This window comes from Kitasatospora sp. NPDC040550 (genome assembly GCF_055594965.1).
Window position 1 is genome coordinate 174,444 of sequence record NZ_JBVIWC010000009.1, and the last position, 19,544, is coordinate 193,987.

Annotated in this window: 22 protein-coding genes; 7 read left to right on the forward strand and 15 right to left on the reverse strand. The window is 70.7% G+C overall.

What is annotated here, in order from left to right; all coding sequences use genetic code 11:
- Positions 1-3 precede the first annotated feature (3 nt).
- From ACZ58X_RS16125 to infC, 5 genes are all read right to left on the reverse strand, one after another.
- A complete protein-coding gene (locus tag ACZ58X_RS16125) occupies positions 4-1,107 on the reverse strand; it encodes a sensor histidine kinase (RefSeq protein WP_470334257.1) in 1,104 nt (367 codons plus the stop codon).
- Between the two features lie 116 nt (positions 1,108-1,223).
- Positions 1,224-2,090: a TrmH family RNA methyltransferase gene (locus ACZ58X_RS16130; RefSeq protein ID WP_470334258.1), complete on the reverse strand. Its 867-nt coding sequence runs from the start codon at positions 2,088-2,090 to the stop codon at positions 1,224-1,226.
- A 118-nt stretch (positions 2,091-2,208) separates the two neighbouring features.
- Positions 2,209-2,604, reverse strand: a complete 396-nt coding sequence (rplT, locus tag ACZ58X_RS16135) for a 50S ribosomal protein L20 (protein ID WP_030055649.1) — start codon at positions 2,602-2,604, stop codon at positions 2,209-2,211.
- Between the two features lie 109 nt (positions 2,605-2,713).
- Positions 2,714-2,908 (reverse strand): 50S ribosomal protein L35, encoded by a 195-nt coding sequence (rpmI, locus tag ACZ58X_RS16140; protein ID WP_030055648.1) that lies wholly within the window; start codon positions 2,906-2,908, stop codon positions 2,714-2,716.
- A gap of 137 nt (positions 2,909-3,045) precedes the next feature.
- Positions 3,046-3,807, reverse strand: coding sequence for a translation initiation factor IF-3 (infC, locus tag ACZ58X_RS16145; protein WP_470334347.1), 762 nt, complete (start codon positions 3,805-3,807; stop codon positions 3,046-3,048).
- Between the two features lie 512 nt (positions 3,808-4,319).
- Between infC and ACZ58X_RS16150 the strand changes: the two genes are divergently transcribed.
- Positions 4,320-4,697 (forward strand): DUF1844 domain-containing protein, encoded by a 378-nt coding sequence (locus ACZ58X_RS16150; RefSeq protein ID WP_360230223.1) that lies wholly within the window; start codon positions 4,320-4,322, stop codon positions 4,695-4,697.
- 55 nt (positions 4,698-4,752) lie between these two features.
- Here the strand turns inward: ACZ58X_RS16150 and ACZ58X_RS16155 are convergent, their stop codons facing one another.
- On the reverse strand, positions 4,753-5,526 hold the full coding sequence (locus ACZ58X_RS16155) for an SseB family protein (protein WP_470334259.1): 774 nt from the start codon (positions 5,524-5,526) through the stop codon (positions 4,753-4,755).
- 91 nt (positions 5,527-5,617) lie between these two features.
- Here ACZ58X_RS16155 and ACZ58X_RS16160 point away from each other — a divergent pair, with 91 nt between their 5' ends.
- The 3 genes from ACZ58X_RS16160 to ACZ58X_RS16170 all read left to right on the forward strand — a co-directional run bounded on the left by ACZ58X_RS16160 (position 5,618) and on the right by ACZ58X_RS16170 (position 8,456).
- Positions 5,618-6,829, forward strand: coding sequence for an alanine racemase (locus ACZ58X_RS16160; protein ID WP_470334260.1), 1,212 nt, complete (start codon positions 5,618-5,620; stop codon positions 6,827-6,829).
- Positions 6,830-6,888: 59 nt separating this feature from the next.
- Positions 6,889-7,290 (forward strand): hypothetical protein, encoded by a 402-nt coding sequence (locus ACZ58X_RS16165; RefSeq protein ID WP_470334261.1) that lies wholly within the window; start codon positions 6,889-6,891, stop codon positions 7,288-7,290.
- Positions 7,291-7,532: 242 nt separating this feature from the next.
- Positions 7,533-8,456, forward strand: a complete 924-nt coding sequence (locus tag ACZ58X_RS16170; protein WP_470334262.1) for a lytic polysaccharide monooxygenase auxiliary activity family 9 protein — start codon at positions 7,533-7,535, stop codon at positions 8,454-8,456.
- 141 nt (positions 8,457-8,597) lie between these two features.
- Here the strand turns inward: ACZ58X_RS16170 and ACZ58X_RS16175 are convergent, their stop codons facing one another.
- The 3 genes from ACZ58X_RS16175 to ACZ58X_RS16185 form a co-directional block, all read right to left on the reverse strand.
- The gene (locus ACZ58X_RS16175) at positions 8,598-9,812 is read right to left on the reverse strand and encodes a DUF2510 domain-containing protein (protein WP_470334263.1); all 1,215 of its coding nucleotides are present in this window, start codon (positions 9,810-9,812) and stop codon (positions 8,598-8,600) included.
- A 124-nt stretch (positions 9,813-9,936) separates the two neighbouring features.
- Complete coding sequence (locus tag ACZ58X_RS16180) at positions 9,937-10,725, reverse strand: 3-oxoacyl-ACP reductase (protein ID WP_470334264.1); 789 nt, start codon at positions 10,723-10,725, stop codon at positions 9,937-9,939.
- 119 nt (positions 10,726-10,844) lie between these two features.
- Positions 10,845-12,245, reverse strand: a complete 1,401-nt coding sequence (locus ACZ58X_RS16185; protein WP_470334265.1) for a glutamine synthetase family protein — start codon at positions 12,243-12,245, stop codon at positions 10,845-10,847.
- A 158-nt stretch (positions 12,246-12,403) separates the two neighbouring features.
- On the opposite strand from ACZ58X_RS16185, the gene ACZ58X_RS16190 reads away from it, so the two are divergent.
- A complete protein-coding gene (locus ACZ58X_RS16190; RefSeq protein ID WP_470334266.1) occupies positions 12,404-13,132 on the forward strand; it encodes a gamma-glutamyl-gamma-aminobutyrate hydrolase family protein in 729 nt (242 codons plus the stop codon).
- Positions 13,133-13,310: 178 nt separating this feature from the next.
- On the forward strand, positions 13,311-14,195 hold the full coding sequence (locus ACZ58X_RS16195; protein WP_470334348.1) for a hypothetical protein: 885 nt from the start codon (positions 13,311-13,313) through the stop codon (positions 14,193-14,195).
- Here ACZ58X_RS16195 and ACZ58X_RS16200 read toward each other — a convergent pair.
- The 5 genes from ACZ58X_RS16200 to ACZ58X_RS16220 all read right to left on the reverse strand — a co-directional run bounded on the left by ACZ58X_RS16200 (position 14,096) and on the right by ACZ58X_RS16220 (position 17,079).
- Positions 14,096-14,941 (reverse strand): GNAT family N-acetyltransferase, encoded by an 846-nt coding sequence (locus ACZ58X_RS16200; protein ID WP_470334267.1) that lies wholly within the window; start codon positions 14,939-14,941, stop codon positions 14,096-14,098. The two genes, ACZ58X_RS16195 and ACZ58X_RS16200, sit on opposite strands and share 100 nt — an antisense overlap.
- Positions 14,942-15,025: 84 nt before the next feature.
- The gene (locus ACZ58X_RS16205; RefSeq protein ID WP_470334268.1) at positions 15,026-15,223 is read right to left on the reverse strand and encodes a hypothetical protein; all 198 of its coding nucleotides are present in this window, start codon (positions 15,221-15,223) and stop codon (positions 15,026-15,028) included.
- Positions 15,224-15,225: 2 nt separating this feature from the next.
- Positions 15,226-16,341, reverse strand: a complete 1,116-nt coding sequence (locus ACZ58X_RS16210) for a radical SAM protein (RefSeq protein WP_470334269.1) — start codon at positions 16,339-16,341, stop codon at positions 15,226-15,228.
- Positions 16,342-16,363: 22 nt separating this feature from the next.
- Positions 16,364-16,552, reverse strand: a complete 189-nt coding sequence (locus ACZ58X_RS16215; protein ID WP_470334270.1) for a hypothetical protein — start codon at positions 16,550-16,552, stop codon at positions 16,364-16,366.
- A gap of 8 nt (positions 16,553-16,560) precedes the next feature.
- Entirely contained in the window at positions 16,561-17,079 is a 519-nt protein-coding gene (locus ACZ58X_RS16220) for an ATP-binding protein (protein WP_470334271.1), read from the reverse strand.
- Between the two features lie 170 nt (positions 17,080-17,249).
- Here ACZ58X_RS16220 and ACZ58X_RS16225 point away from each other — a divergent pair, with 170 nt between their 5' ends.
- Positions 17,250-18,563 carry a hypothetical protein gene (locus ACZ58X_RS16225; RefSeq protein ID WP_470334272.1) on the forward strand — a complete coding sequence of 438 codons (1,314 nt, stop codon included), beginning with the start codon at positions 17,250-17,252 and terminating at the stop codon, positions 18,561-18,563.
- On the opposite strand, the gene ACZ58X_RS16230 is transcribed toward ACZ58X_RS16225, so the two are convergent.
- On the reverse strand, positions 18,564-19,097 hold the full coding sequence (locus tag ACZ58X_RS16230; RefSeq protein WP_470334273.1) for an NUDIX hydrolase: 534 nt from the start codon (positions 19,095-19,097) through the stop codon (positions 18,564-18,566). It lies immediately after the preceding gene.
- Between the last annotated feature and the right edge of the window lie 447 nt (positions 19,098-19,544).

Genomic DNA, 19,544 nt, shown 5'->3' on the forward strand with positions numbered 1-19,544 from the left:
TTCTCAGAGCATGAAGTCGGGTACGCCGGCGGGCAGGATAAATCGGAACCTGGCCCCGCCGCCGGGGGCTCGGTCGACCCGGATCGAGCCGCCGTGGGCCTCCACGATGCCCTTGACGATGTAGAGCCCCAGGCCGGTGCCACCGCGCTTGGAGCCCCGCCAGAAGCGGGTGAAGACGCGCGGCATCGACTCCTCGGGGATGCCGCTTCCTTCGTCGCTCACGGTGACCGCGGTGCCTTCCACGATGCGGGGAGGGGTGCCGGAGCGCTCCCAGACGGGCGCCTCGACGACCTCCTTGGCCGGTGCCACCTCGATGGTGACAGTTCCCTCGCCGTGCCGCACCGCGTTTTCCAGCAGGTTCGCCAGCACCTGGTCGACCTTGTCCGGGTCCGCCCACAGCACGGTCAGCGGCTCGCTGATCCGGATGTCGAAGCGCTCCTCGGGGATCCCGGTGGCGACCTTGCGCTCGACGTGCCGGCGCACCGCGGCCGCCAGGTCGACCACCTGCTTGCGCAGCTCCAGCCGCCCGGCGTCGATCCGGGAGATGTCCAGCAGCTCGGCGATCAAGCGGGTGACCCGGTCCGCGTCAGCGTCCACCGTCTCCAGCATCAGCCGCTTCTGCCCGTCGGTGAACCGCTCCCACTTGGCCAGCAGCGTCGCCGTGAAGCCCTTGACGCTGGTCAGCGGGGAGCGCAGCTCGTGCGCGACGGTGGCGATCAGCTCGGCGTGGCTGCGCTCGGTGCGGCGCCGGGCCTCGGTCCCGCGCAGGGCGATCACCAGGCGCTCCAGCGGCCCCTGCGGCACCGCCCGGACGTACCGGGCGGAGACCAGCACCTCGCGGCCGCCGGGCAGCAGCAGGTTGCGCTCGGGCTGGCGGGTGCGGATCGCCAGGCCGCCGTACGGGTCGGTCAGCTGCCACCAGCGGCGTCCGTCCAGGTCCTCCAGCGGCAGGACGTCCTCCAGCGCGCTGCCCAGCGCGGCGTCCGGGAGCACGCCGGTGAGCCGGGCCGCGGCCCGGTTGAAGCGGACCACCCGGCCCAGCGCGTCGGCGACCACCAGGCCGTCCGGCAGGTCGTCCGGGTCGAGCTCGGGTCCGCTGCCGACCATGGGTTGCCTCCCCGATTACCCACCGTGCCGTTCCCCCCACCGAGGCAGACCCTAGCGCCTCCCAGGCCCCCGCAGTAGGGCTTGCAACGTGAGAACGCCGCGCGCCCGGGCGTGTGTCAGCCGTTCGAGCGGCAGCCGCCGGGCGACCGCTGGGCCCGGGCCGAGGCGTACAGGCAGACGGCCGCGGCGGTGGCCAGGTTGAGGCTCTCGGCGTGCCCGTGGATCGGGACGCGCACGACCTCGTCGGTGAGCGCGCGGGTCTCCTCCGGGAGCCCCCACGCCTCGTTGCCGAACACCCACGCGCCGGGCGCGCCCAGGGTGCCCTCGTCCAGCTCCCGGTCCAGGTCGCGCTCCCCCGCGCCGTCCGCGGCGAGCACCCGCACCCCGGCCGCGCGCAGCTGCCCGACCGCCTCCTCGACCGGCACGCCGACCGCCACCGGCAGGTGGAACAGGCTGCCGACGGAGGCCCGGACGGCCTTGGGGTTGTACAGGTCGACCGAGGCGTCGGTGAGCACCACGGCGTCCGCGCCGGCCGCGTCGGCGGTGCGCAGCACCGTCCCGGCGTTCCCGGGGTCGCGCACGTGGGCGAGGATCGCCACCAGCTTCGGCCGGGCCGCCAGGACCTCGGCGAACGGGGTGTCGATGAAGCGGCAGAGCGCCACGATCCCCTGCGGGGTCACCGTGTCGCAGATGTCGGCGATCACCTCGTCGGTGGCGGTCAGCACCGGCACCCCCTCGGCCAGGGCCGCCTCGACGATGTCCGCGTGCCGCTCGGCGGCCTCCAGGCCCACGTACACCTCGACCACGGCGTGCTCGTCCGTCCCCGGCAGCCGGCCGAACGCGATGGCCTCCCGGACGGCCTGCGGGCCCTCGACCAGGAAGCGGCGCTCCTTGGTGCGCTGGTTCCGCTTGGCGAGCCGACGGGCGGCGACGACCCGCGGCGAGCGCAGGGAGGTGAGCAGGGGGGTCTCGGTGCTCGACATGGTCTCGTTCTCTGGAGGCGCTGGCGGCTGACGGAGGCTTGTTGAGGTGGGGGGAACGCAGAACCGGACCCGCAGGAGAGCCTGCGGGTCCGGTCAGAGCTCAACCGATCTCGGAAGATCAGGCGGCGTCGGCGGCAGCCTTCGGGGCGTTCACGTCGGCCGGCAGCGCCTTCTGGGCGACCTCGACCAGGGAGGCGAACGCACCCGGGTCGTTGACGGCCAGGTCGGCCAGCATCTTGCGGTCGATCTCGACGCTGGCGGCCTTCAGGCCCTGCACGAAGCGGTTGTAGGTGATGCCGTTGGCACGGGCCGCAGCGTTGATGCGCTGGATCCACAGCTGACGGAAGTCGCCCTTGCGCTTCTTGCGGTCGTTGAAGTTGTAGACCAGCGAGTGGGTGACCTGCTCCTTGGCCTTGCGGTACAGGCGCGAGCGCTGGCCACGGTAGCCGCTGGCGCGCTCCAGGATGACCCGGCGCTTCTTGTGGGCGTTGACTGCCCGCTTGACGCGTGCCACTTGATTACTCCTTGGGTTGGACCACGGACTACTTCACGTGGTCCGTCATTCGAATGGGTCGGGAAGGATCAGCTGCCCCGCACACGGCTCGCGCCGGGCGGGAGGGCGATCACTTGCCGAGAAGCTTCTTGATCTTCTTGGCGTCAGCGGGGGCCAGCTCGACGGTCCCGGCCAGCTTGCGGGTCAGCGTCGAGGGCTTGTGCTCCAGGAGGTGGCGGCGGCCGGCGCGCTCGCGCAGCACCTTGCCAGAGCCACTGATCTTGAAGCGCTTGCTGGCGCCACTGTGCGTCTTCTGCTTCGGCATTTCGCCGTATCTCCTCGTCAGTCCCGTCCGCGCCCGCGCGACCTGCGCCGCGCGGGCGTGAACTGGATGGATCTGTGGTGACCGGGCGGGACGCCCCGTCACCCTGGGGGCCGAACCTGGACTGTGAGCCTTGCGGCTCAGGCGCCCTGGGAAGCGGCCGGCTGCTCGACCGGGGCCTCGGCCTCGGCGGCCGGCGCCTCGACCGGGGCGTCCTGCGCCTCGGTCACGGCGTCGTCGGCCGCGTCGTCCTCGACGACCAGGTCGTCGGCGACCAGGTCCTCGGCCGCCAGGTCGTCGTCCGCGGCGGCGTCGGAGCCGGGGGTCCGGCCCAGTCGCTCGGCCTTGCGGGCGTCCGCGAGGGCGCGGGCCTCGGCCATCGCCTCGGTCTTCTTCTTGTGCGGGCCAAGAACCATGATCATGTTCCGGCCGTCCTGCTTCGGCGAGGACTCGACGAAGCCCAGGTCCTGGACGTCGTCGGCGAGCCGCTGCAGCAGACGGAAGCCCAGCTCGGGGCGGGACTGCTCACGACCACGGAACATGATCGTGATCTTGACCTTGTCGCCCTGCTTGAGGAACCGGACGACGTGACCCTTCTTGGTGTCATAGTCGTGCGGGTCGATCTTCGGCCGGAGCTTCATCTCCTTGATGACCGTGTGCGCCTGGTTCTTGCGCGCCTCACGGGCCTTCATGGCCGACTCGTACTTGAACTTGCCGTAGTCCATGAGCTTGCACACCGGCGGCCGGGCGGTCGCCGCGACCTCGACCAGGTCGAGGTCGTACTCCTGCGCAAGCTCCAGCGCCTTGGCAAGCGGCACGATGCCGACCTGCTCGCCGCTGGGACCGACGAGTCGCACCTCCGGAACGCGAATCCGGTCGTTGATGCGGGGCTCGGTGCTGATGGGGCCTCCTCGGTTGCACCTTCTGCGATGCGGCCGTCGGACGGCGGTCGCACGTAGTGGACTCGACCACTGGGCGGGGCTTCATTCGTGCTGCGCTGCCCGGCACCTCTCGGCACCGCGTGCACCGCCACACGAAAAAAGCCCCGCTCGGTACAAGCGGGGCTCCACACAACCGGGGGCGGCATCCGGTGAGGGACGCTGCGGGCGACTCGGCGCCGTGGCGCCCGTCGCGGACCGGGACCCGTCGACCGTGAAGCCGATCAGGTGGGAGACTTTCGCGGTTGCCCTCTCGGGCCTCCTCGCAGTGGAGCCTCCACTTGCTGGCCAGGCGCCCATGCGGGATCCCGGCCGGTCAGTCTCGAAGCTTACAGCGTCGCGCTGTCGAACGCCATTCCGCCCCCGTTCCGCCGGACTCCGGCGCGGCGCACTGCCCTCCCGGGCCCTCCCCGCGCGCTCCGGCCCCCCTTGTACGCTCCACCTGTACCCACACCGCACGACGGAACGAGCCCCCCTTGAGCAGCGAGCCCACCCAGACCCCCGGCACGGACGACGACGCGATCGGCTTCGACGACCTCACCCGCGACATCGCCGAGGTCCCGGCGGTCGAGGTGATCACCACCGTCGCGGTGCACCTGATGAGCGCGGCCGCGGTCAAGTGCGGTCTGGCCGAGGGCGGCGAGAAGGACAAGGACCTGGACGAGGCCCGCAAGCTGATCACCGCGCTCGCTGGGCTGGTCACCGCCGGCGCCCCCGAGATCAGCAACTTCCACGCGGCCCCGCTGCGGGACGGGCTGCGCTCGCTGCAGCTGGCCTTCCGCGAGGCCTCGCTGGTGCCGGACGCGCCGGGCACCGGGCCGGGCGAGAAGTTCACCGGGCCGGTCTACAGCTGAGCGGGATCGAGAGGACCACCTACGAAATGTCGTAGGTGGTCCTCTCGCATCGTGTCTACCGCCGGTACAGCGGCTCCCCCGGCAGCTGCGCGTCGGCCGGCAGCACCGCGAGGTCCAGCCCCCGGTCCAGCCGCACCCGCAGCACCGGGTCCCCGGCCACCGCCCGGCCGACCCGCTGCGCGGCCTCCTGCAGCCCCGCCTGGTCCAGCGCCGGGTCGAACACCACCGCGAGCACCCCGTCCGAGTCCTCCGAAGGCGCCAGCAGCCCGCTGACCACCTGCGGCTCGGCCGCCAGCAGCACCCGGACCGCCTCCCGCACATCCGGGTCCCGGACCGGCGGCAGGTAGGGACGGTTCTCCGCCAGCGCCCGCAGCCGGGCACCGGACAGCAGGAACGGCACCGGCCCAGCCGGGTCGATCAGCAGGGTGTCGGCGCGCTCGGAGAAGGCGACCATCGCGGCCTGCGGGGCCGCGGTCGGCGCCGGGCGGGCGTCGGCCCGCCAACGGGCGAGCGCCTCCAGCGAGGTGAAGGCCGGCAGCGCGCGGCGCCCGTCCGGGGCCTCCAGCACCGGGACGGCCATGTCACTGGACTTGTCGTGCTTGTGCCCGTGCTCGTCCACCTCGACCTCGCCCAGGACGGCCACGATCGGGACCATCAGCCGGGTCGGGGTCAGCGCCGCCAGCACCTCGGGCTCGGCCGTACGGTCCTGCGACCAGCGGGCCAGGGCCCCGGTCAGGGCCGCGTCCGCCGTGCCGTCGTCGTCGGAGAAGCCGGGATTCGGGATGCTCTTGCCGACGAACGCCGGGTTGGAGAAGTCTTTGCGGTCCACCCGGCCGACCCTATGCCACCGGGCACCGCCGTCCGCATTTCCCTGCACACAACCCCTACCCACCGGTAGCGCACTGTGGCACCCTGCGCCCATGCCCATCCTCGTTGCGCGTACCCCTGTCACGGACCGGCACCGCTACGACCGGGCCACCGCCCATCTGGACGGGCCGGTGGCCGTCGTGGACCTCGCCGCCTTCGACGCCAACGCCGCCGACCTGGTGCGCCGGGCGGGCGGCAAGCCGATCCGGGTCGCCAGCAAGTCACTGCGCTGCCGGGCCCTGCTGGACCGGGCGTTGGCCGTGGACGGCTTCGCCGGGGTGATGAGCTTCACCCTGGACGAGTCGCTCTGGCTGGCCCGCACCGGCGTGCGCGACGTCCTGCTCGCGTACCCCTCCACCGACCGCACCGGCTACGCCGAACTGACCGGCGACCAGGAGCTGGCCGAACGGGTCACCGTCGTCCTGGACGACCCGGCCCAGCTGGACCTCGTCGACAAGGCCCGCACCGGCGACGCCGAGGTCAGGGTCTGCCTGGAACTGGACACCGCGCTGCACCTGTTCGGCGGCCGGGTCCGGGTCGGCGCCCGGCGCTCGCCGCTGCGCACCCCGGAGGAGCTCGGCGACTTCGCCGAACTCGTCCAGCGCCGGCCCGGGTTCCGGGTGGTCGGCCTGATGGCGTACGAGGGGCACGTGGCCGGGGTGGGGGACCGGGTGCCCGGGCGGCCGGTGCGCTCGCAGGTGGTCCGGCTGATGCAGAGCCGGGCCCGGACCGAACTGGCCGAGCGGCGCGCGGCCGTGGTGCGGCGACTGCGGCAGGTCACCGAGCTGGAGTTCGTCAACGGCGGCGGCACCGGCAGCGTGGAGTCCACCGTCGCCGAGCGCGCCGTCACCGAGGTCGCCGCCGGCTCGGGGCTCTACCAGCCGCAGCTGTTCGACAACTACCGCGTCTTCCGGGGCCGCCCGGCCGCCCTGTTCGGCCAGCCCGTGGTGCGCCGCCCCGGCGTCGGGGTGGTCACGGTGCTCGGCGGCGGCTACCCGGCCTCCGGCCCGACCGGACCGGACCGCGCCCCCGTGCCGTACCTGCCGCCGGGCCTGCAGTACGACCCGATGGAGGGCGCCGGTGAGGTGCAGACCCCGCTGATCGGCCCGGCCGCCGACGACCTGCTGATCGGCGACCGGGTCTGGTTCCGGCACGCCAAGGCGGGCGAGCTGTGCGAACGCTTCGCCGAACTGCACCTGATCGAGGGGGACCGGATCGTCCGCACCGTCCCCACCTACCGGGGCGAGGGGAAGACGTTCCTCTGACGGTTCGTCCGGCCCTGCCCTACCGTGGTTGCCGACACGAAGAACGACGAGGGAGCAGCATGGAAGCCGAGATCGTCCAGCAGATGGTGACGTCGGGCGCCTCTTCGTTGGCCGGACTGATGGCCACTGCGGCCTGGCAGCAGGTCAGTTCGCGGGTCTCCCGGATGTTCGGGCGCGGCGAGGAGGACGAGGCGGCCGGCACCGAGCTGGAGGTGATCCGGGCCGAGGTGCTGGAGGCCGGCGACGACGAGGACGCCCTGGCGGACCAGACGGCCGTACTGCGCACCAGGCTGCGCCGGCTGTTCCGCGAGCACCCGGAGGCGGCGGAGGAACTCCGGGAGATCCTGGCGGAGTTCGTCCCCCGGCAGGAGCCCGGATCGACGTACATCTACAACACGATCAGCGGCGGCAACAACGGAAACGTGATCCAGGCCGGCAGCATCAACAAGGTGCAGCACTGACCTTTCCCCAGCCTTAAGCGGGCCCGATGGAACACCTAACCCCGGTGTCCCATCGGGCCTTTGCGCTGCTCGGGCGCCTACAGTCCGTCAACAACCGCATCACGCCGAGCTATTGCCTTATGGTCCAGACCAATCCTACGCTCTGGCCGGGGGCCCGCGATCCGGGCCGGCGGCCCCCGAACGGGCAGGCGTGTCCGCTCCCCCACACCCGCCCGGAACGACGGCCAAGGAGTCCCCACCCCATGTCCATCAAGCGAAGTGCCCTGTCCGTCGGCGTGGTCGGCGCCGCGGTCCTCGCGGTGGCCGCGACCACCGCCGGTACCGCCAGTGCCCACGGCACCATGACCGGCCCGGTCAGCCGCATCGCCGCCTGCTACGCCGAGGGCCCCGAGCACCCGGTGTCCCAGGTCTGCAAGGACCTCGTCGCCGCCAGCGGCACCCAGCCGCTGTACGACTGGAACGAGGTCAACATCGCCAACGCCAACGGCAACCACCAGGCGCTGATCCCGGACGGCAAGCTCTGCTCGGCCAACCGCGACAAGTACGCGGCCCTGGACTGGCCCCGCACCGACTGGCCGGCCACCCCGGTCAGCGCCGGCAGCTTCACCTTCCAGTTCCGCACCACCGCGCCGCACGTCGGCACCCAGACCGTCTACATCACCAAGCCGGGCTACGACCCGACCAAGCCGCTCAAGTGGTCGGACCTCGACCCCACCCCGGTGGCCCAGGTGCAGGTCGACCGGACCGCCACCAACGGGTACTACACCTACCCGGGCACCCTGCCGCAGCGCACCGGCCGCCAGCTGCTCTACATGATCTGGCAGCGCAGCGACAGCCCGGAGGCGTTCTACAGCTGCTCGGACGTCGACTTCGGGAAGTCCGGCACCGCCGCCGGAGCCCCGGCCGTCTCCTCGTTCGCCGCCCCGGCCGCGCCCAGCGACGCCCAGATCGCGGCCGACGCGCCCCGGTCCACGGTCGCCCACCACGGGCACGGCGGGGACCCGAACGCCCCGGCCGGCCAGCCCCTCCCGACCACCTCGGCGGCCGTCGGCGGCACCTCCGCCACCGGCCCGCTGCTGCTCGCCGGCGCCGCCGCGCTCGGGGTCGGCTGGGCCGGCATGGTGCTCCGGCGCCGTCGCGTCGAGGCTGTTCGACGCGACTCCTGACGCCGGACGACGCGGAGCCGGGCCGGCCCACCCCCGTCCGGTCCGGTTCCGTGGCTCCCCCGCGCCGTGCGGTGAACGGCGACGGCCCGCCCGGGAGGATTCCTCCCGGGCGGGCCGTCGCGATGTGAGGGAGCGGGGGGCTCAGGTGGTGGACGTACCGGAGCCGTCCGGGCCGCCGTCCGGGCTGCTGCCGGAGCCGGACCCGCTGCCGCTGCCGGAACCACTGCCCGTGCCGGAACCACCGCCCGTGCCGGAGCCGGAGCCCGGCAGGCCGGGCAGGCCGGGCACGCCCGGGATCTTGCCCTTGAAGTCGGCGATGCCCTTCACGATGGTGTCCATCACGCCGACGTCCGGTGCCTTGTCGGCGATGTCGAAGCCGAAGTGCACCGAGACCAGCGCCTTGCCGTCCGCGGTCGGGAAGACCACGGTCTGGACGTAGCCGCTGTTGCCCTTGGCCGCGTCCACCTTCCAGCGGACCAGGTAGCCGTCCTGGCCGTTGACCTTCACGGCCTCGGACTTGAGCTCCTGGTGGCCGGTGACGTCGCCGTAGGAGTCCTTGACGGCCTTGTCGATGTCGGCCTTCGCCGCCGCCTGGGCGTCGGTGCCGCCGCCGCTGATCCGGCCGGTGTTCACCCCGCCGAGGGTGCACTTGTCGGTGCCGTCCGGGCACGTGTAGGCGCCGACGGTCAGCGCGGCGTAGCCGTCGTTGGTGGTGCCCGCCTGCCAGCCGGAGGGGGTGGGCAGGGTGAGCCCGTTCACCATGTCGATCGCCTTGTTGGCGCCCGGCCTGGACTTCCCGCTGCCGTTGCCGCCACCGCTTCCGCCGGGGTTGCCGTTCCCGCCGTTGCCGCCGTTCCCGTTCCCGCCGTTGCCACCGCTCCCGCCGCCGAAGCCGGGGAAGCCGAACGGCCCGTCGCCGTTCGGGGCCGGCTGGTTGCGGGCGGCACTGCGCTGCGTCCGGCCGTTGTCGTGGCCGTCCATCGCCAGGTAGGTGATCCCGGAGCCGGCGCCCAGGCCGAGCACGGCGGCCACGACGGTGGCCAGCACCAGCTTGGACGGCTTGCGGCGCGGCTTGCGCGGCACCTCGCCGGGCACCCCGTAGGCGGTGCCGAAGGGCGGCGGTTCCGGGTAGCGGACCGTCGGGCCGCTGTCCAGGACCTCGCCCTCCAGCACCCTGGGCTGTTCGGCCGTCTCCGGCCCCGGGGCCGCCGCGGCCGGGGGCTCCGGCTGCGGGGCGTCCGAGGGTGCGGGCCGGGTGTCGGCCGTCCAGCCCTTGCCGTCCCACCAGCGCTGCGGTCTCGGGTCGCCGGTGTTCTTCGGGTCCGGGTACCACCCGGCGGGGATCTGCTCGCTCACAGCAAAGAATCTAAAGGTAGCCGGATAAACGCGAAATCAGCGCAGCCGGGAATTCCGGTGGTTTTCGATGAGATTACGGTGAGAAGCCCCCGGCGGGGCACCGGCGCGGGCCGGGGGCGCGGGCCTACAGCGGGGTGACGTACGCCCCGGAGATGCCGCCGTCCACCAGGAACTCGCTCGCGGTGATGAACGAGGAGTCGTCGCTGGCGAGGAAGGCCACCGCGGCGGCGATCTCCTCGGCCCGGGCGAACCGGCCGAGCGGGACGTGCACCAGTCGGCGGGCCGCCCGCTCCGGGTCCGCGGCGAACAGCTCGCGCAGCAGCGGGGTGTCCACCGGCCCGGGCGACAGCGCGTTCACCCGGATCCCCTCCCGGGCGAACTGCACGCCCAGTTCCCGGGACATCGCCAGCACCCCGCCCTTGGAGGCGGTGTACGAGATCTGCGAGGTGGCCGCGCCCATCCGGGCCACGAAGCTGGCGGTGTTGATGATCGAGCCGCGCCCGTGCCGGCGCATGTACGGCAGCGCCGCCTTGCAGCACAGGTAGACCGAGGTCAGGTTGACCTCCTGGACCTTCCGCCAGGCGTCCAGGCCGGTGGTCAGGATCGAGTCGTCCTCCGGCGGGGAGATGCCCGCGTTGTTGAACGCGACGTCCACGCTGCCGTAGGTCTCGTACGCCTCGTCGAACAGCGCCTCGACCATGTACGGGTCGGTGACGTCGGTGTGCACGAACAGCCCGCCGACCGCCTTGGCGGCGGCCCGTCCGGTCTCCTCGTCCAGGTCCGCGCAGACCACCTTGGCGCCCTCCGAGGCGAGCCGGCGGGCCGCGGCCAGGCCGATCCCGCTGCCCGCGCCGGTGACCACCGCGGTGCGGCCGGCCAGGCGGCGGCAGACGATGTCGTCCTGCTCGGTCATGGACCGTCACTCCTCGGTGTGGATGAAGACGTTCGCGGCCTCGGTGACGTGGCGCGGCGGGTCCGGGCCCGGGCGCCGGTCGCGGGGTCGCGGACGGCGCTCGTCGGATCGGTCACGGCTCACATCCGTTCGAAGGAGCGGTAGCGCTCCCAGTCGGTGACGGTCCCGTCGTAGGCGGCCTGCTCGACCCGGGCCATGTTCAGGTAGTGCTCGACCACGTCGCCCCCGAAGGCCGTCCGGGCCAGTTCGCTGCCCGCCCACAACTCGGCTGCCTCGCGCAGCGATCCGGGCACCCGGGCGTACTCCTCCACCCCGTAGGCGTTGCCCAGGCAGGGCGCGGGCAGGTCGAGCTTGCGCTGCAGGCCGTCCAGTCCGGCGGCGATCATCCCGGCCACCGCGAGGTACGGGTTGACGTCGCCGCCGGGCACCCGGTTCTCCATCCGCAGGGCCGGGCCGTGGCCGACCACCCGGTAGGCGCAGGTGCGGTTGTCCCGGCCCCAGGCGACGGCGGTCGGGGCGAAGGAGCCCGGGCGGTAGCGCTTGTAGGAATTGATGTTCGGCGCGTACAGCAGGCTGAACTCGCGCAGCGCGGCCAGCTGCCCGGCCAGGAAGTGCCGCATGGTGTCGGTCATCCGGCCGTCCCGGTCGGCGAAGGCGGGGGCGCCGACGGCGTCGCGCAGCGACAGGTGGATGTGGCAGCTGTTGCCCTCGCGCTCGTCGTACTTGGCCATGAAGGTGAGCGCGCAGCCCTGTTGGGCGGCGATCTCCTTGGCGCCGGTCTTGTAGACGCTGTGCTGGTCGCAGGTGGTGAGGGCGTCGGAGTAGCGGAACGCGATCTCGTGCTGGCCGAGGTTGCACTCGCCCTTGGCGGACTCGACGGTCAGCCCGGCGCCCGCCATCTCGTTGCGGATCCGGGCGAGCAGCGGCTCGACCCGGGCGGTGCCCAGCATCGAGTAGTCCACGTTGTAGAGGTTCGCCGGGGTGAGGCCGCGGTAACCGCCCAGCCAGGCCTGCTCGTAGGTGTCGCGGAAGACCAGGAACTCCAGTTCGGTGCCGATGTCGGCGGCCAGCCCGTACTCGGCGAGCCGGGCGAGCTGGCGGCGCAGCAGCTGGCGCGGGGCGGCGTCCACCGGGTGGCCGCCGTGCCGGGCCAGGTCGGCGGTGACCTGGGCGGTGCCGGGCTGCCAGGGCGTCAGCCGCAGGGTGCCGAGGTCGGGGCGCATCGCGAAGTCGCCGTAGCCGGTGGCCCAGGAGGAGAAGGCGTAGCCGTCCACGGTGTTCAGGTCGACGTCCACGGCGAGCAGGTAGTCGCAGGCCTCGGCGCCGTTCTCCGCGACCTCGTCGAGGAAGAAGCGGGCGGCGAACCGTTTTCCCTGCAACCGGCCCTGCATGTCGGTGAAGGCGAGCGCGACGGTGTGCACCTCGCCCGCGTCCACCAGGACACGCAGCTCGTCCAGGGTCAGTGGCGGCCGGGGCCGCGAACCCGCGGGGGCGTTCTCGGGCATGGCGTTCTCGGGCATGCCGAAACCCTCCTCCTCCACGATCACTCTTCGAGATCAAGCGGTCACAGCGAACCGTACGGCCTGCGGCTCACGGGGCGGAAGAGGGCGGACGGGTGTGGCGCGCCGACGCGCGTGATTGACGAAGTACCGGACGGTACGGGAGGAGAATGCGCGCCATGGATCGCAGGCCTTTCATCGGTGTCAGCACCTACCTGGTGGACGCGAGTTGGAGCGACTGGCGCGGCCGTCGCGTCGCCCTGGTGCCGGAGCGGTACACCGCCTACGTGCAGGACTCCGGCGGGATCGCCGTCCTGCTCCCGCCCGACGCCCCCGAGCGCGCCCCCGAGGCGCTCGCCCGGCTCGACGCCCTCGTCATCGCCGGCGGCCCGGACATCGACCCGGCGTACTACGGGGAACCCGCCCACCCGTTGACGGACGTCGACTCCCCCGAACGCGACGCCTGGGAGGTCGCGCTGCTGCGCGGCGCCCTGGCGGCGGGCATGCCGCTGCTGGGCATCTGCCGGGGCATGCAGGTGCTGAACGTGGTCTGCGGCGGGACGCTGGTGCAGCACCTGCCGGACGTCCTCGACGTGGACGTCCACGCGGGCACGCCGGGGTGCTACGGCGCCCACCTGGTACGACCGGTGCCCGGCACGCTGGTCGGCGGGCTGCTGCCGGAGAGCGAACTCTCCGTCCCCACCTTCCACCACCAGGCCGTCGACCGCCTCGGCACCGGCCTGCGCGTCAGCGCCCTCGCCCCGGACGGCACCGTGGAGGCCGTCGAGGGCCCCGGCTTCACCGTCGGCGTCCAGTGGCACCCCGAACAGGGCACCGACCTCCGCCTCATGCAGGCCCTCGTCCGCGCCGCCACCGCTGCCTCCCTGGACGCGGTCACCCTCGCCTGAAAGTGCGATAAACACGCTTACACCGAGGGGCAGTTGCGCATTCCGGTGACGTGTTACGTTCCGTACTCAAACGGAAAACAGTTGACCCCGGCGGTGCTACCAACACCCCGGGGTCCGGTACCAGGAGCGAGCACTCCCGATGCGAGTACATCGTACCCAACACGCACGTCACTTCACCGTGTTGCCCAACACCGTGTTGCAGTACCGGAAGTTGAGCTACACCGCCCGAGGCCTCCTCGCCGACCTCCTCTCCCGCCCCGACGGCTGGCGCGAGGACGGCCGCCACATGGCCGACACCAGCCCCCAGGGCCGGGGAGCAATTCGCAAGGCCCTCAAGGAACTAACCGACGCCGGCTTCTACCGAGTCGAGACGATCCGCATGCCCGACGGCACCGTCCGCACCGAGAACCACGTCTACGACACCCCGTTCCCCCGGCCGAGGCCACCGGCTGCCACCCGCCCGGCACCCGGTGCACCGACCACCGGCCGCGCAGACCACCCCGTAGTAAAGAAACCGGACCGAGAAACCACCCTCCCCCCACCCCCGGACGAACAACTCCGCGAAGCGATGGACACCCTGTACCGGGTGATCCGCCCCGAACCCCGGCTCCGCCTGGGCCAATCCGAGGCGGAACAGCTGGCACCCCTGGTCGCCCAATGGCTCCAACGCGGCAGCACCCCGGCCGACCTGGCCCAAGCCCTGCTACCGGGCCTGCCCACCCCCCTGCACTCGGCACCAGCCGTGCTCGGCTACCGCCTGCGGCACAAACTCCCGCCACCCCGAACCCCGGAACGCCCTCCCGCCGCCCGCTACACCGAATGCAGCGAGTGCCGCGATCCCGTCCCCCGCCCCGGCACCTGCCGCACCTGCGCCGGCCCCGCGCAACGACCGGCCACCAACGGCTGCACCACCTCCGCAGCCACCAGAGGCGCCACCCGCGCCCGCTCCGCCCTCCTGGCCTCTCAGGCGTCCAAGGCACAGACGAACCCGAGATCGATCAACCCGTCACTCCGGCACAGCCGGTCGGATGGGCCACCGACGGTGGTCTGCAGCAGCTGGTAGTCCGCGCCGTGCTCCTGCCCCCAGTGCATCGCGGCGCGCCACAACCGACGCCCGAGCCCAAGACCTCGACACTCGGGCAGGACCCCGAAGTACTGTGGCAGGAGCCGGACTTGACCGATCGGATCAGACATCGTCTCCATCGGGCCGATGGCACCGACCACCCGGCCGTTCCGCACCGCGACCAGGACCGGGCCGACGGTGTCGAGCCTGGAGTTCAGGAAGGCGAACCCCTCGTCGGCGAGCCTTTCGGAGAAGACGTCGAAGCTGTCCACCGCTTCTGTGGGCGTGCTAAACAGGACCTCGATCCCATCCACGGCAGGAGCGGAACGGTCGAAGGTCCTGAGTTGGACCCGGTTGCATGCGGCACGGGCGTCCGGGTCTTCTTGGAACCACACGACTCGGGCCTTCTCGGTTCCGTGGACAGCGGCGAGCTTGGCGGCTGCTTCCCGGGCTTCGAGCAGGTGTCCCCGGGACCCGTAGAGGTGAACCCGTAGGACTCCACGGTCGGTGAGGGTCGGGATCAGGGTTCGTTCCCGGTCCTGGATGATGTCGTCCACCACGACCCACTCGCCTTTGCGGCCGGACCATCGCCGGTCCTTGTCGTGGGGCAGAAACTCCCTGGTGCCGGCGACGGCGAGCACGTCCTCCATCAGCTCCGGGCTCAGGACCTCGGGGTGCAGGGGGCCGAGCGTCGGCAGGTACGGCACGGACATGCGGAGGCGCATCCAGTCCCAGTGGAATCCCATGAACCCACGCTACTCGGCTCCCATGAAGGGCTCAGGCCCTGACGCGAGCCGCGTCAGGGCCTGAGCGTTACTGACCGATCGCGATCAGTGCGGGTTGTCGTCGCCTGCGGAGCACGAGCACTTGATCGACTCCATGATGTCGTCCAGGTCAGCCACAGCGGTGATCTCGCTGACCGACTGGGTGGGGGCCTGAAGGGGCCGCGTCAGGTACGGCAGGCGCTGGGACGGGCCGTCGCCCGGCAGCGGGCGCCTCGGGGAGAGTTCGACAGTTACAGCGGTCATGTTCAACCCTTCTTGATTCCGTGCTGGCAGTAGGAACTGAGTGGTGCCTTCGCCTCCTGGTAGTGCTTGGCCAGCGGCCGGCACACGGTGCACGACCCCGAGAGCTGGCAGCCGGAGCAGCCACCGGTGCGAAGCATGAGACGGTCGGCAATGGCGCCGAGCCGGGCGAGGCCGTTGATCCCCTCGCTTGGAAGGCTGACCTGGTCGTCACGGCCGATCTTGCAGATGGACACCAGCCCATGCGGGTCGGCATGGAAGAACGTGTGGCCCGCATTGCACCCGGCGAACGGTCGTCGCATCCGCAGGTGCTCCTTGGACTGCGCGGTCAGCGACTCGGCGCCGCCGTAGATCGTCGGCGTCATGTTGGTGAAGACGTTGTACTCCAGCCCCCACGACCGGCACAGGTCGACCATCGCCTGTTCCTCGTGCGCGTTGTCCTCGGTGACGACGATGCTCATCCGCAGCGGCAGCTTGGCGTGGCGGGCGGCGTTCATCCCCTGGACGAACAGGTCCCAGGCGCCCGGCCGTTGCGTCAGCTCCTCGTAGCTGGCCTTCGTCGCGCCGTACATCGACACCGTGACCCGGTAGGGCGGGCACTCCCGGAAGAGGCCGAGCAGGTTCTCGCGCCACAGCAGCGAGGCGTTCGTCGAGACCGTGATCATCATGCCCAGCTCGAACGCGGTCCGATAGGAGGCGATGAAGTCCTTGTCCACAGTGGGCTCGCCGCCGGTGATCTGGAGCCACAGCACACCGGCTTCGGCCATGATCCGCAGGCAGGTGAGCTTGTCCGCCAGCGGCATGCCCGAGTTGACCTTGAGCCCCAGGTAGCAGTGCTTGCAGGCGTAGTTGCAGCCGAGATTGATCTCCCACGACGCCCGGGAGTACCCCCACGAGGAGGGCTGCCGGACCAACAGGAACTCGGCCGTCGGCAGTCCAGCGACGTCCAGGTCGGCCCACTGTGCGCCCACGGCCTCCACAAGCCACGAGGGGGCCACCTGGGCGCGGTTGTGGACGCGTAGTTCTTCGTAGTCGGCCTGCGGCAGCCGGAGGCCGCCGCGGCTACCGGGTCGCACCAACACGTACTCGTCCAGGAACGGGCTGGCGATGAGGTCGTGCACTTCTCCTCCTCTGAGTGATCCGTCAGGCGCCGGAGTGGCGCAGGTAGGCCTCGGCGGCCGCCTTGGCGTAGAAACGCCTGATCCGGTCCGAGGAGCCCGGAACGCGCACGTACTCGTGCTGCTCGCGGTCGTGGATGCCCCAACACTCCAACAGGACGAAGTGGAGGCTCCGGGAGCCGATCAGGCGGATCTCGTACCGGGACAAGGCCATGGGCGAGGTCACCGCACGACCTCCGCCGTCAGTTCGTTCTCGGATGTCCGCCCCACTTGCTGCGCCCGAACCTGAGCCGCGAGGACGAGTGCGGCGAGCCGCGCGTCTCCCGTCACGCGCTCGTCGGGGGCCACCTCGAACCACACCACCTTGCCGGCCTCCACCGGGTGCCAACCCCAGGAGTGGGACAGCGCCTCGACCAGGAGGAGGCCGCGGCCGCCGGAGGCCATGTCGTCCGCCGCCTTGCTCACCGGCGGCTGCGGGCTGTAGTCCGCGACCTCGACCCGCAGGCGGGTGCCGGTCCACTGGACCGCGACGCGGCAACGCGCCTGCACATGCTCGATGGCGTTGGCCAGCAACTCGGCAGTGCACAACTCCGCGTCCCGCAAGGCGTTGTCCGTCAACGGAACACGCCAAGAAACAGCGATGGACCGGACCCGTTGACGCGTCGGCCGGATGGTCGCCGGGTTCGGCTCGACATCCCAGGTGTGCGGCTTCGGGATCGTGGCGGTGTCGATGTAGTTCATTGGTGGGGCCGTCTCAGTCGGGTGCTCCGGGCATCTCGCCGGACGACCACCAGAATCCCGAGGCGGCTGCTTTGAGATAAGGCCAGCGTGTGTACCCACGATGGGTAAACTTGCGGTCAGTTATCTCAAGTAACACTGAGCGATGATCCTTCTGCTGCTGGGGGCCGGTCGTGAGTGAGTCAATGGGGCCGCCCGGGCTTCCTCGTCGTCTGCTTGCCGACCCCGAGATGAGGGCAGCCTGTGCGGATCGAGACTTCGCGCGGATCTTCCAACTTGCCAAGCGCAGAGCGGGGTTCCACCCTTCACGCATCGCCCGGGCGTGTGAGCTGACGCCCAGCAGGGTGGGGGAAGTGATGAAGGGACGGCCGAAGATCACCAACATGGCCGTCATCGAACGCATCGCGGATGGCTTACGAATTCCCGGCCACATGCTCGGCCTGGCAGACCGCGATTGGGAACAGCCAACCGTCTCCCATGGAGGGTCGCCTTCGGCGGTCGAGCCTGTACCTCATTCACGGCCGACCAGGGATGGATCACCAGGAGGCGACGTGGATGACATCCTGGCCATCGCAGCCGGATCCAGGGTCACGCCAAATGTCCTTCGCTCCCTCCAGGTGTCCATCGAGGACTACTGGATGCGAGACGACCAACACGGCGGCGAGACGCTCCGCCCTGCGGTGATCGGCCAACTCAGGTACGTCACGGGCGTCATGCGGGACACCGCCGACCCGAACTACCGGCACAGTCTCCACGCCATCGCAGCCGAGCTCGCCCGCCTTGCCGGCTGGACGTACTTCGACGCGCGGCAGTACAGCGCGGCGCAGGGTTATTTCGCCGAATCGCTTCGATTCGCGCGAGAAATCGATGACCGAACGTTCATCGCCAATGTGCTTGCCTGCCTGAGCCTCCAGGCGACATACCAGGACAAGCCGCAGGACGCGATCACGCTGGCCCGAGCTGCACAGGACAACGCGCGCCTTGCGGCTGGTACACCCCGGGTGCTGGCCATGCTGTCGATGCGTGAAGCCTTCGGCCACGCAAGTGCGCACGATCGGGAGGCAGCCCATCGCGCGATCACCGAGGCACATCAACACTTCGAGCGCATCGCCGACGGTGACGACGACCCTGGCTGGGTTCAGTATTTCGACCGCACCAAGCTCACCGTGGATACCGGCATCGCCCTTGGCCAGCTGGGTGAAGCCGAAGCTGCTGAGCCTCTTATCGCCGAAGGACTGGAAGCCGAGCCGATGGCGAATCTTCGAGGGCGCGCGTTCCACACCTTCTGGCTTGCGCGCACCCAACTCCAGAGGCAAGAGGTCGAATTGGCATGCACCACTGCTACGAAGGCCCTCGCACTGGCAGCAGCTGTCGACTCCCCCAGGGTGACGTCCCACCTCCAAGAGCTCTGTCAGCTCCTCAGGCCCTACCGCAGCAGCGCCCCCGCAGCGGAACTGACCAACCGGATCACCGACATGGCCGGGTGATCAAAGGCCGGCCTCATTCAGCAGCAGGTACAGCACGCCTACAAGCGTGCCGCTGCTGACGATCTCTCGGCGGTCGATCATGCCGCGCAGCTCGGACAGGGGGATCCACTCGATTCGGTCGGATTCGTTGCGCTCTGTCGGCGGACCCACGCACTCGACAGCATCGGCCCGGAAGACGAAGTGCTCCGAGTCCGTGATTCCGTTGGCCGGTTGGGCATAGATCAGCGGCTTGACCTCACCGACCTTCCAGCCGGTCTCCTCCAGCGTCTCACGGGCCGCCGCCTCTGCCGGGGTCTCATCCGGCTCGATGAGACCCATCGGGAGTTCCCAGGCCCAGGTGTTGGTGATGAAGCGGTGCCGCCACATCATGAGGACCTGCCTCTGGTCGTTCACTACGGCTGCCACAGCGAGGTGCCGCAGTTTGACCACGTGGTGTTCCCAGCGGTCACCGTCGGGTTGTTCGACATCGGCCAGCCACAGGTTCACCCATGGGTTCTCGTAGATCGGACGTTCCCCGTGGATCTTCCACTGCATTGCCGAAGCCTCCCTCGATGAACCCTCAGCATCTCAGACATGGGCAACCAGGGCAGTCAATCCCAGCAAATTCGCGTCAGAGTGACGAAAACTGGCGACGGCGGCTGACGGCCCCGATGGCCCCGGCCTGAGGTACACGGCGACCATTGCGGCGCCTCCTCGGATATCCGAGGAGGCCGCGCGTGGTTTTCAGTCCTTTTCGGTTGTTTCGATCCAAGTGCCCGATACCCGTCTCACCTCATCTTTTCAACGGCGCCGCTTCGGCCTCACCGAAGCGGCGCCGTTAAGAACAATCCGTCTCGTATCCCCATCTCTGCGTAGGAAGTCGGCCGGGCTGACTTCCTACGCACAAGAACGGGGAGCCGCCAAGATCGGGGGGGGGGGGGGGAGAAGAAAACAAAAAGGGGAACACCAACATCCAAATACGAAACTCCCCCCCCTCCTACC

Coding starts and splice junctions, on each gene's coding strand:
- ACZ58X_RS16220 (WP_470334271.1), bottom strand. CDS start 17,079: ATGAACTACATCGACACCGCCACGATCCCGAAGCCGCACACCTGGGAT.
- ACZ58X_RS16130 (WP_470334258.1), bottom strand. CDS start 2,090: ATGTCGAGCACCGAGACCCCCCTGCTCACCTCCCTGCGCTCGCCGCGG.
- ACZ58X_RS16230 (WP_470334273.1), bottom strand. CDS start 19,097: ATGCAGTGGAAGATCCACGGGGAACGTCCGATCTACGAGAACCCATGG.
- ACZ58X_RS16125 (WP_470334257.1), bottom strand. CDS start 1,107: ATGGTCGGCAGCGGACCCGAGCTCGACCCGGACGACCTGCCGGACGGC.
- ACZ58X_RS16185 (WP_470334265.1), bottom strand. CDS start 12,245: ATGCCCGAGAACGCCATGCCCGAGAACGCCCCCGCGGGTTCGCGGCCC.
- ACZ58X_RS16215 (WP_470334270.1), bottom strand. CDS start 16,552: ATGGCCTTGTCCCGGTACGAGATCCGCCTGATCGGCTCCCGGAGCCTC.
- rpmI (WP_030055648.1), bottom strand. CDS start 2,908: ATGCCGAAGCAGAAGACGCACAGTGGCGCCAGCAAGCGCTTCAAGATC.
- ACZ58X_RS16180 (WP_470334264.1), bottom strand. CDS start 10,725: ATGACCGAGCAGGACGACATCGTCTGCCGCCGCCTGGCCGGCCGCACC.
- ACZ58X_RS16200 (WP_470334267.1), bottom strand. CDS start 14,941: ATGGGATTCCACTGGGACTGGATGCGCCTCCGCATGTCCGTGCCGTAC.
- ACZ58X_RS16170 (WP_470334262.1), top strand. CDS start 7,533: ATGTCCATCAAGCGAAGTGCCCTGTCCGTCGGCGTGGTCGGCGCCGCG.
- ACZ58X_RS16205 (WP_470334268.1), bottom strand. CDS start 15,223: ATGACCGCTGTAACTGTCGAACTCTCCCCGAGGCGCCCGCTGCCGGGC.
- ACZ58X_RS16165 (WP_470334261.1), top strand. CDS start 6,889: ATGGAAGCCGAGATCGTCCAGCAGATGGTGACGTCGGGCGCCTCTTCG.
- ACZ58X_RS16160 (WP_470334260.1), top strand. CDS start 5,618: ATGCCCATCCTCGTTGCGCGTACCCCTGTCACGGACCGGCACCGCTAC.
- ACZ58X_RS16190 (WP_470334266.1), top strand. CDS start 12,404: ATGGATCGCAGGCCTTTCATCGGTGTCAGCACCTACCTGGTGGACGCG.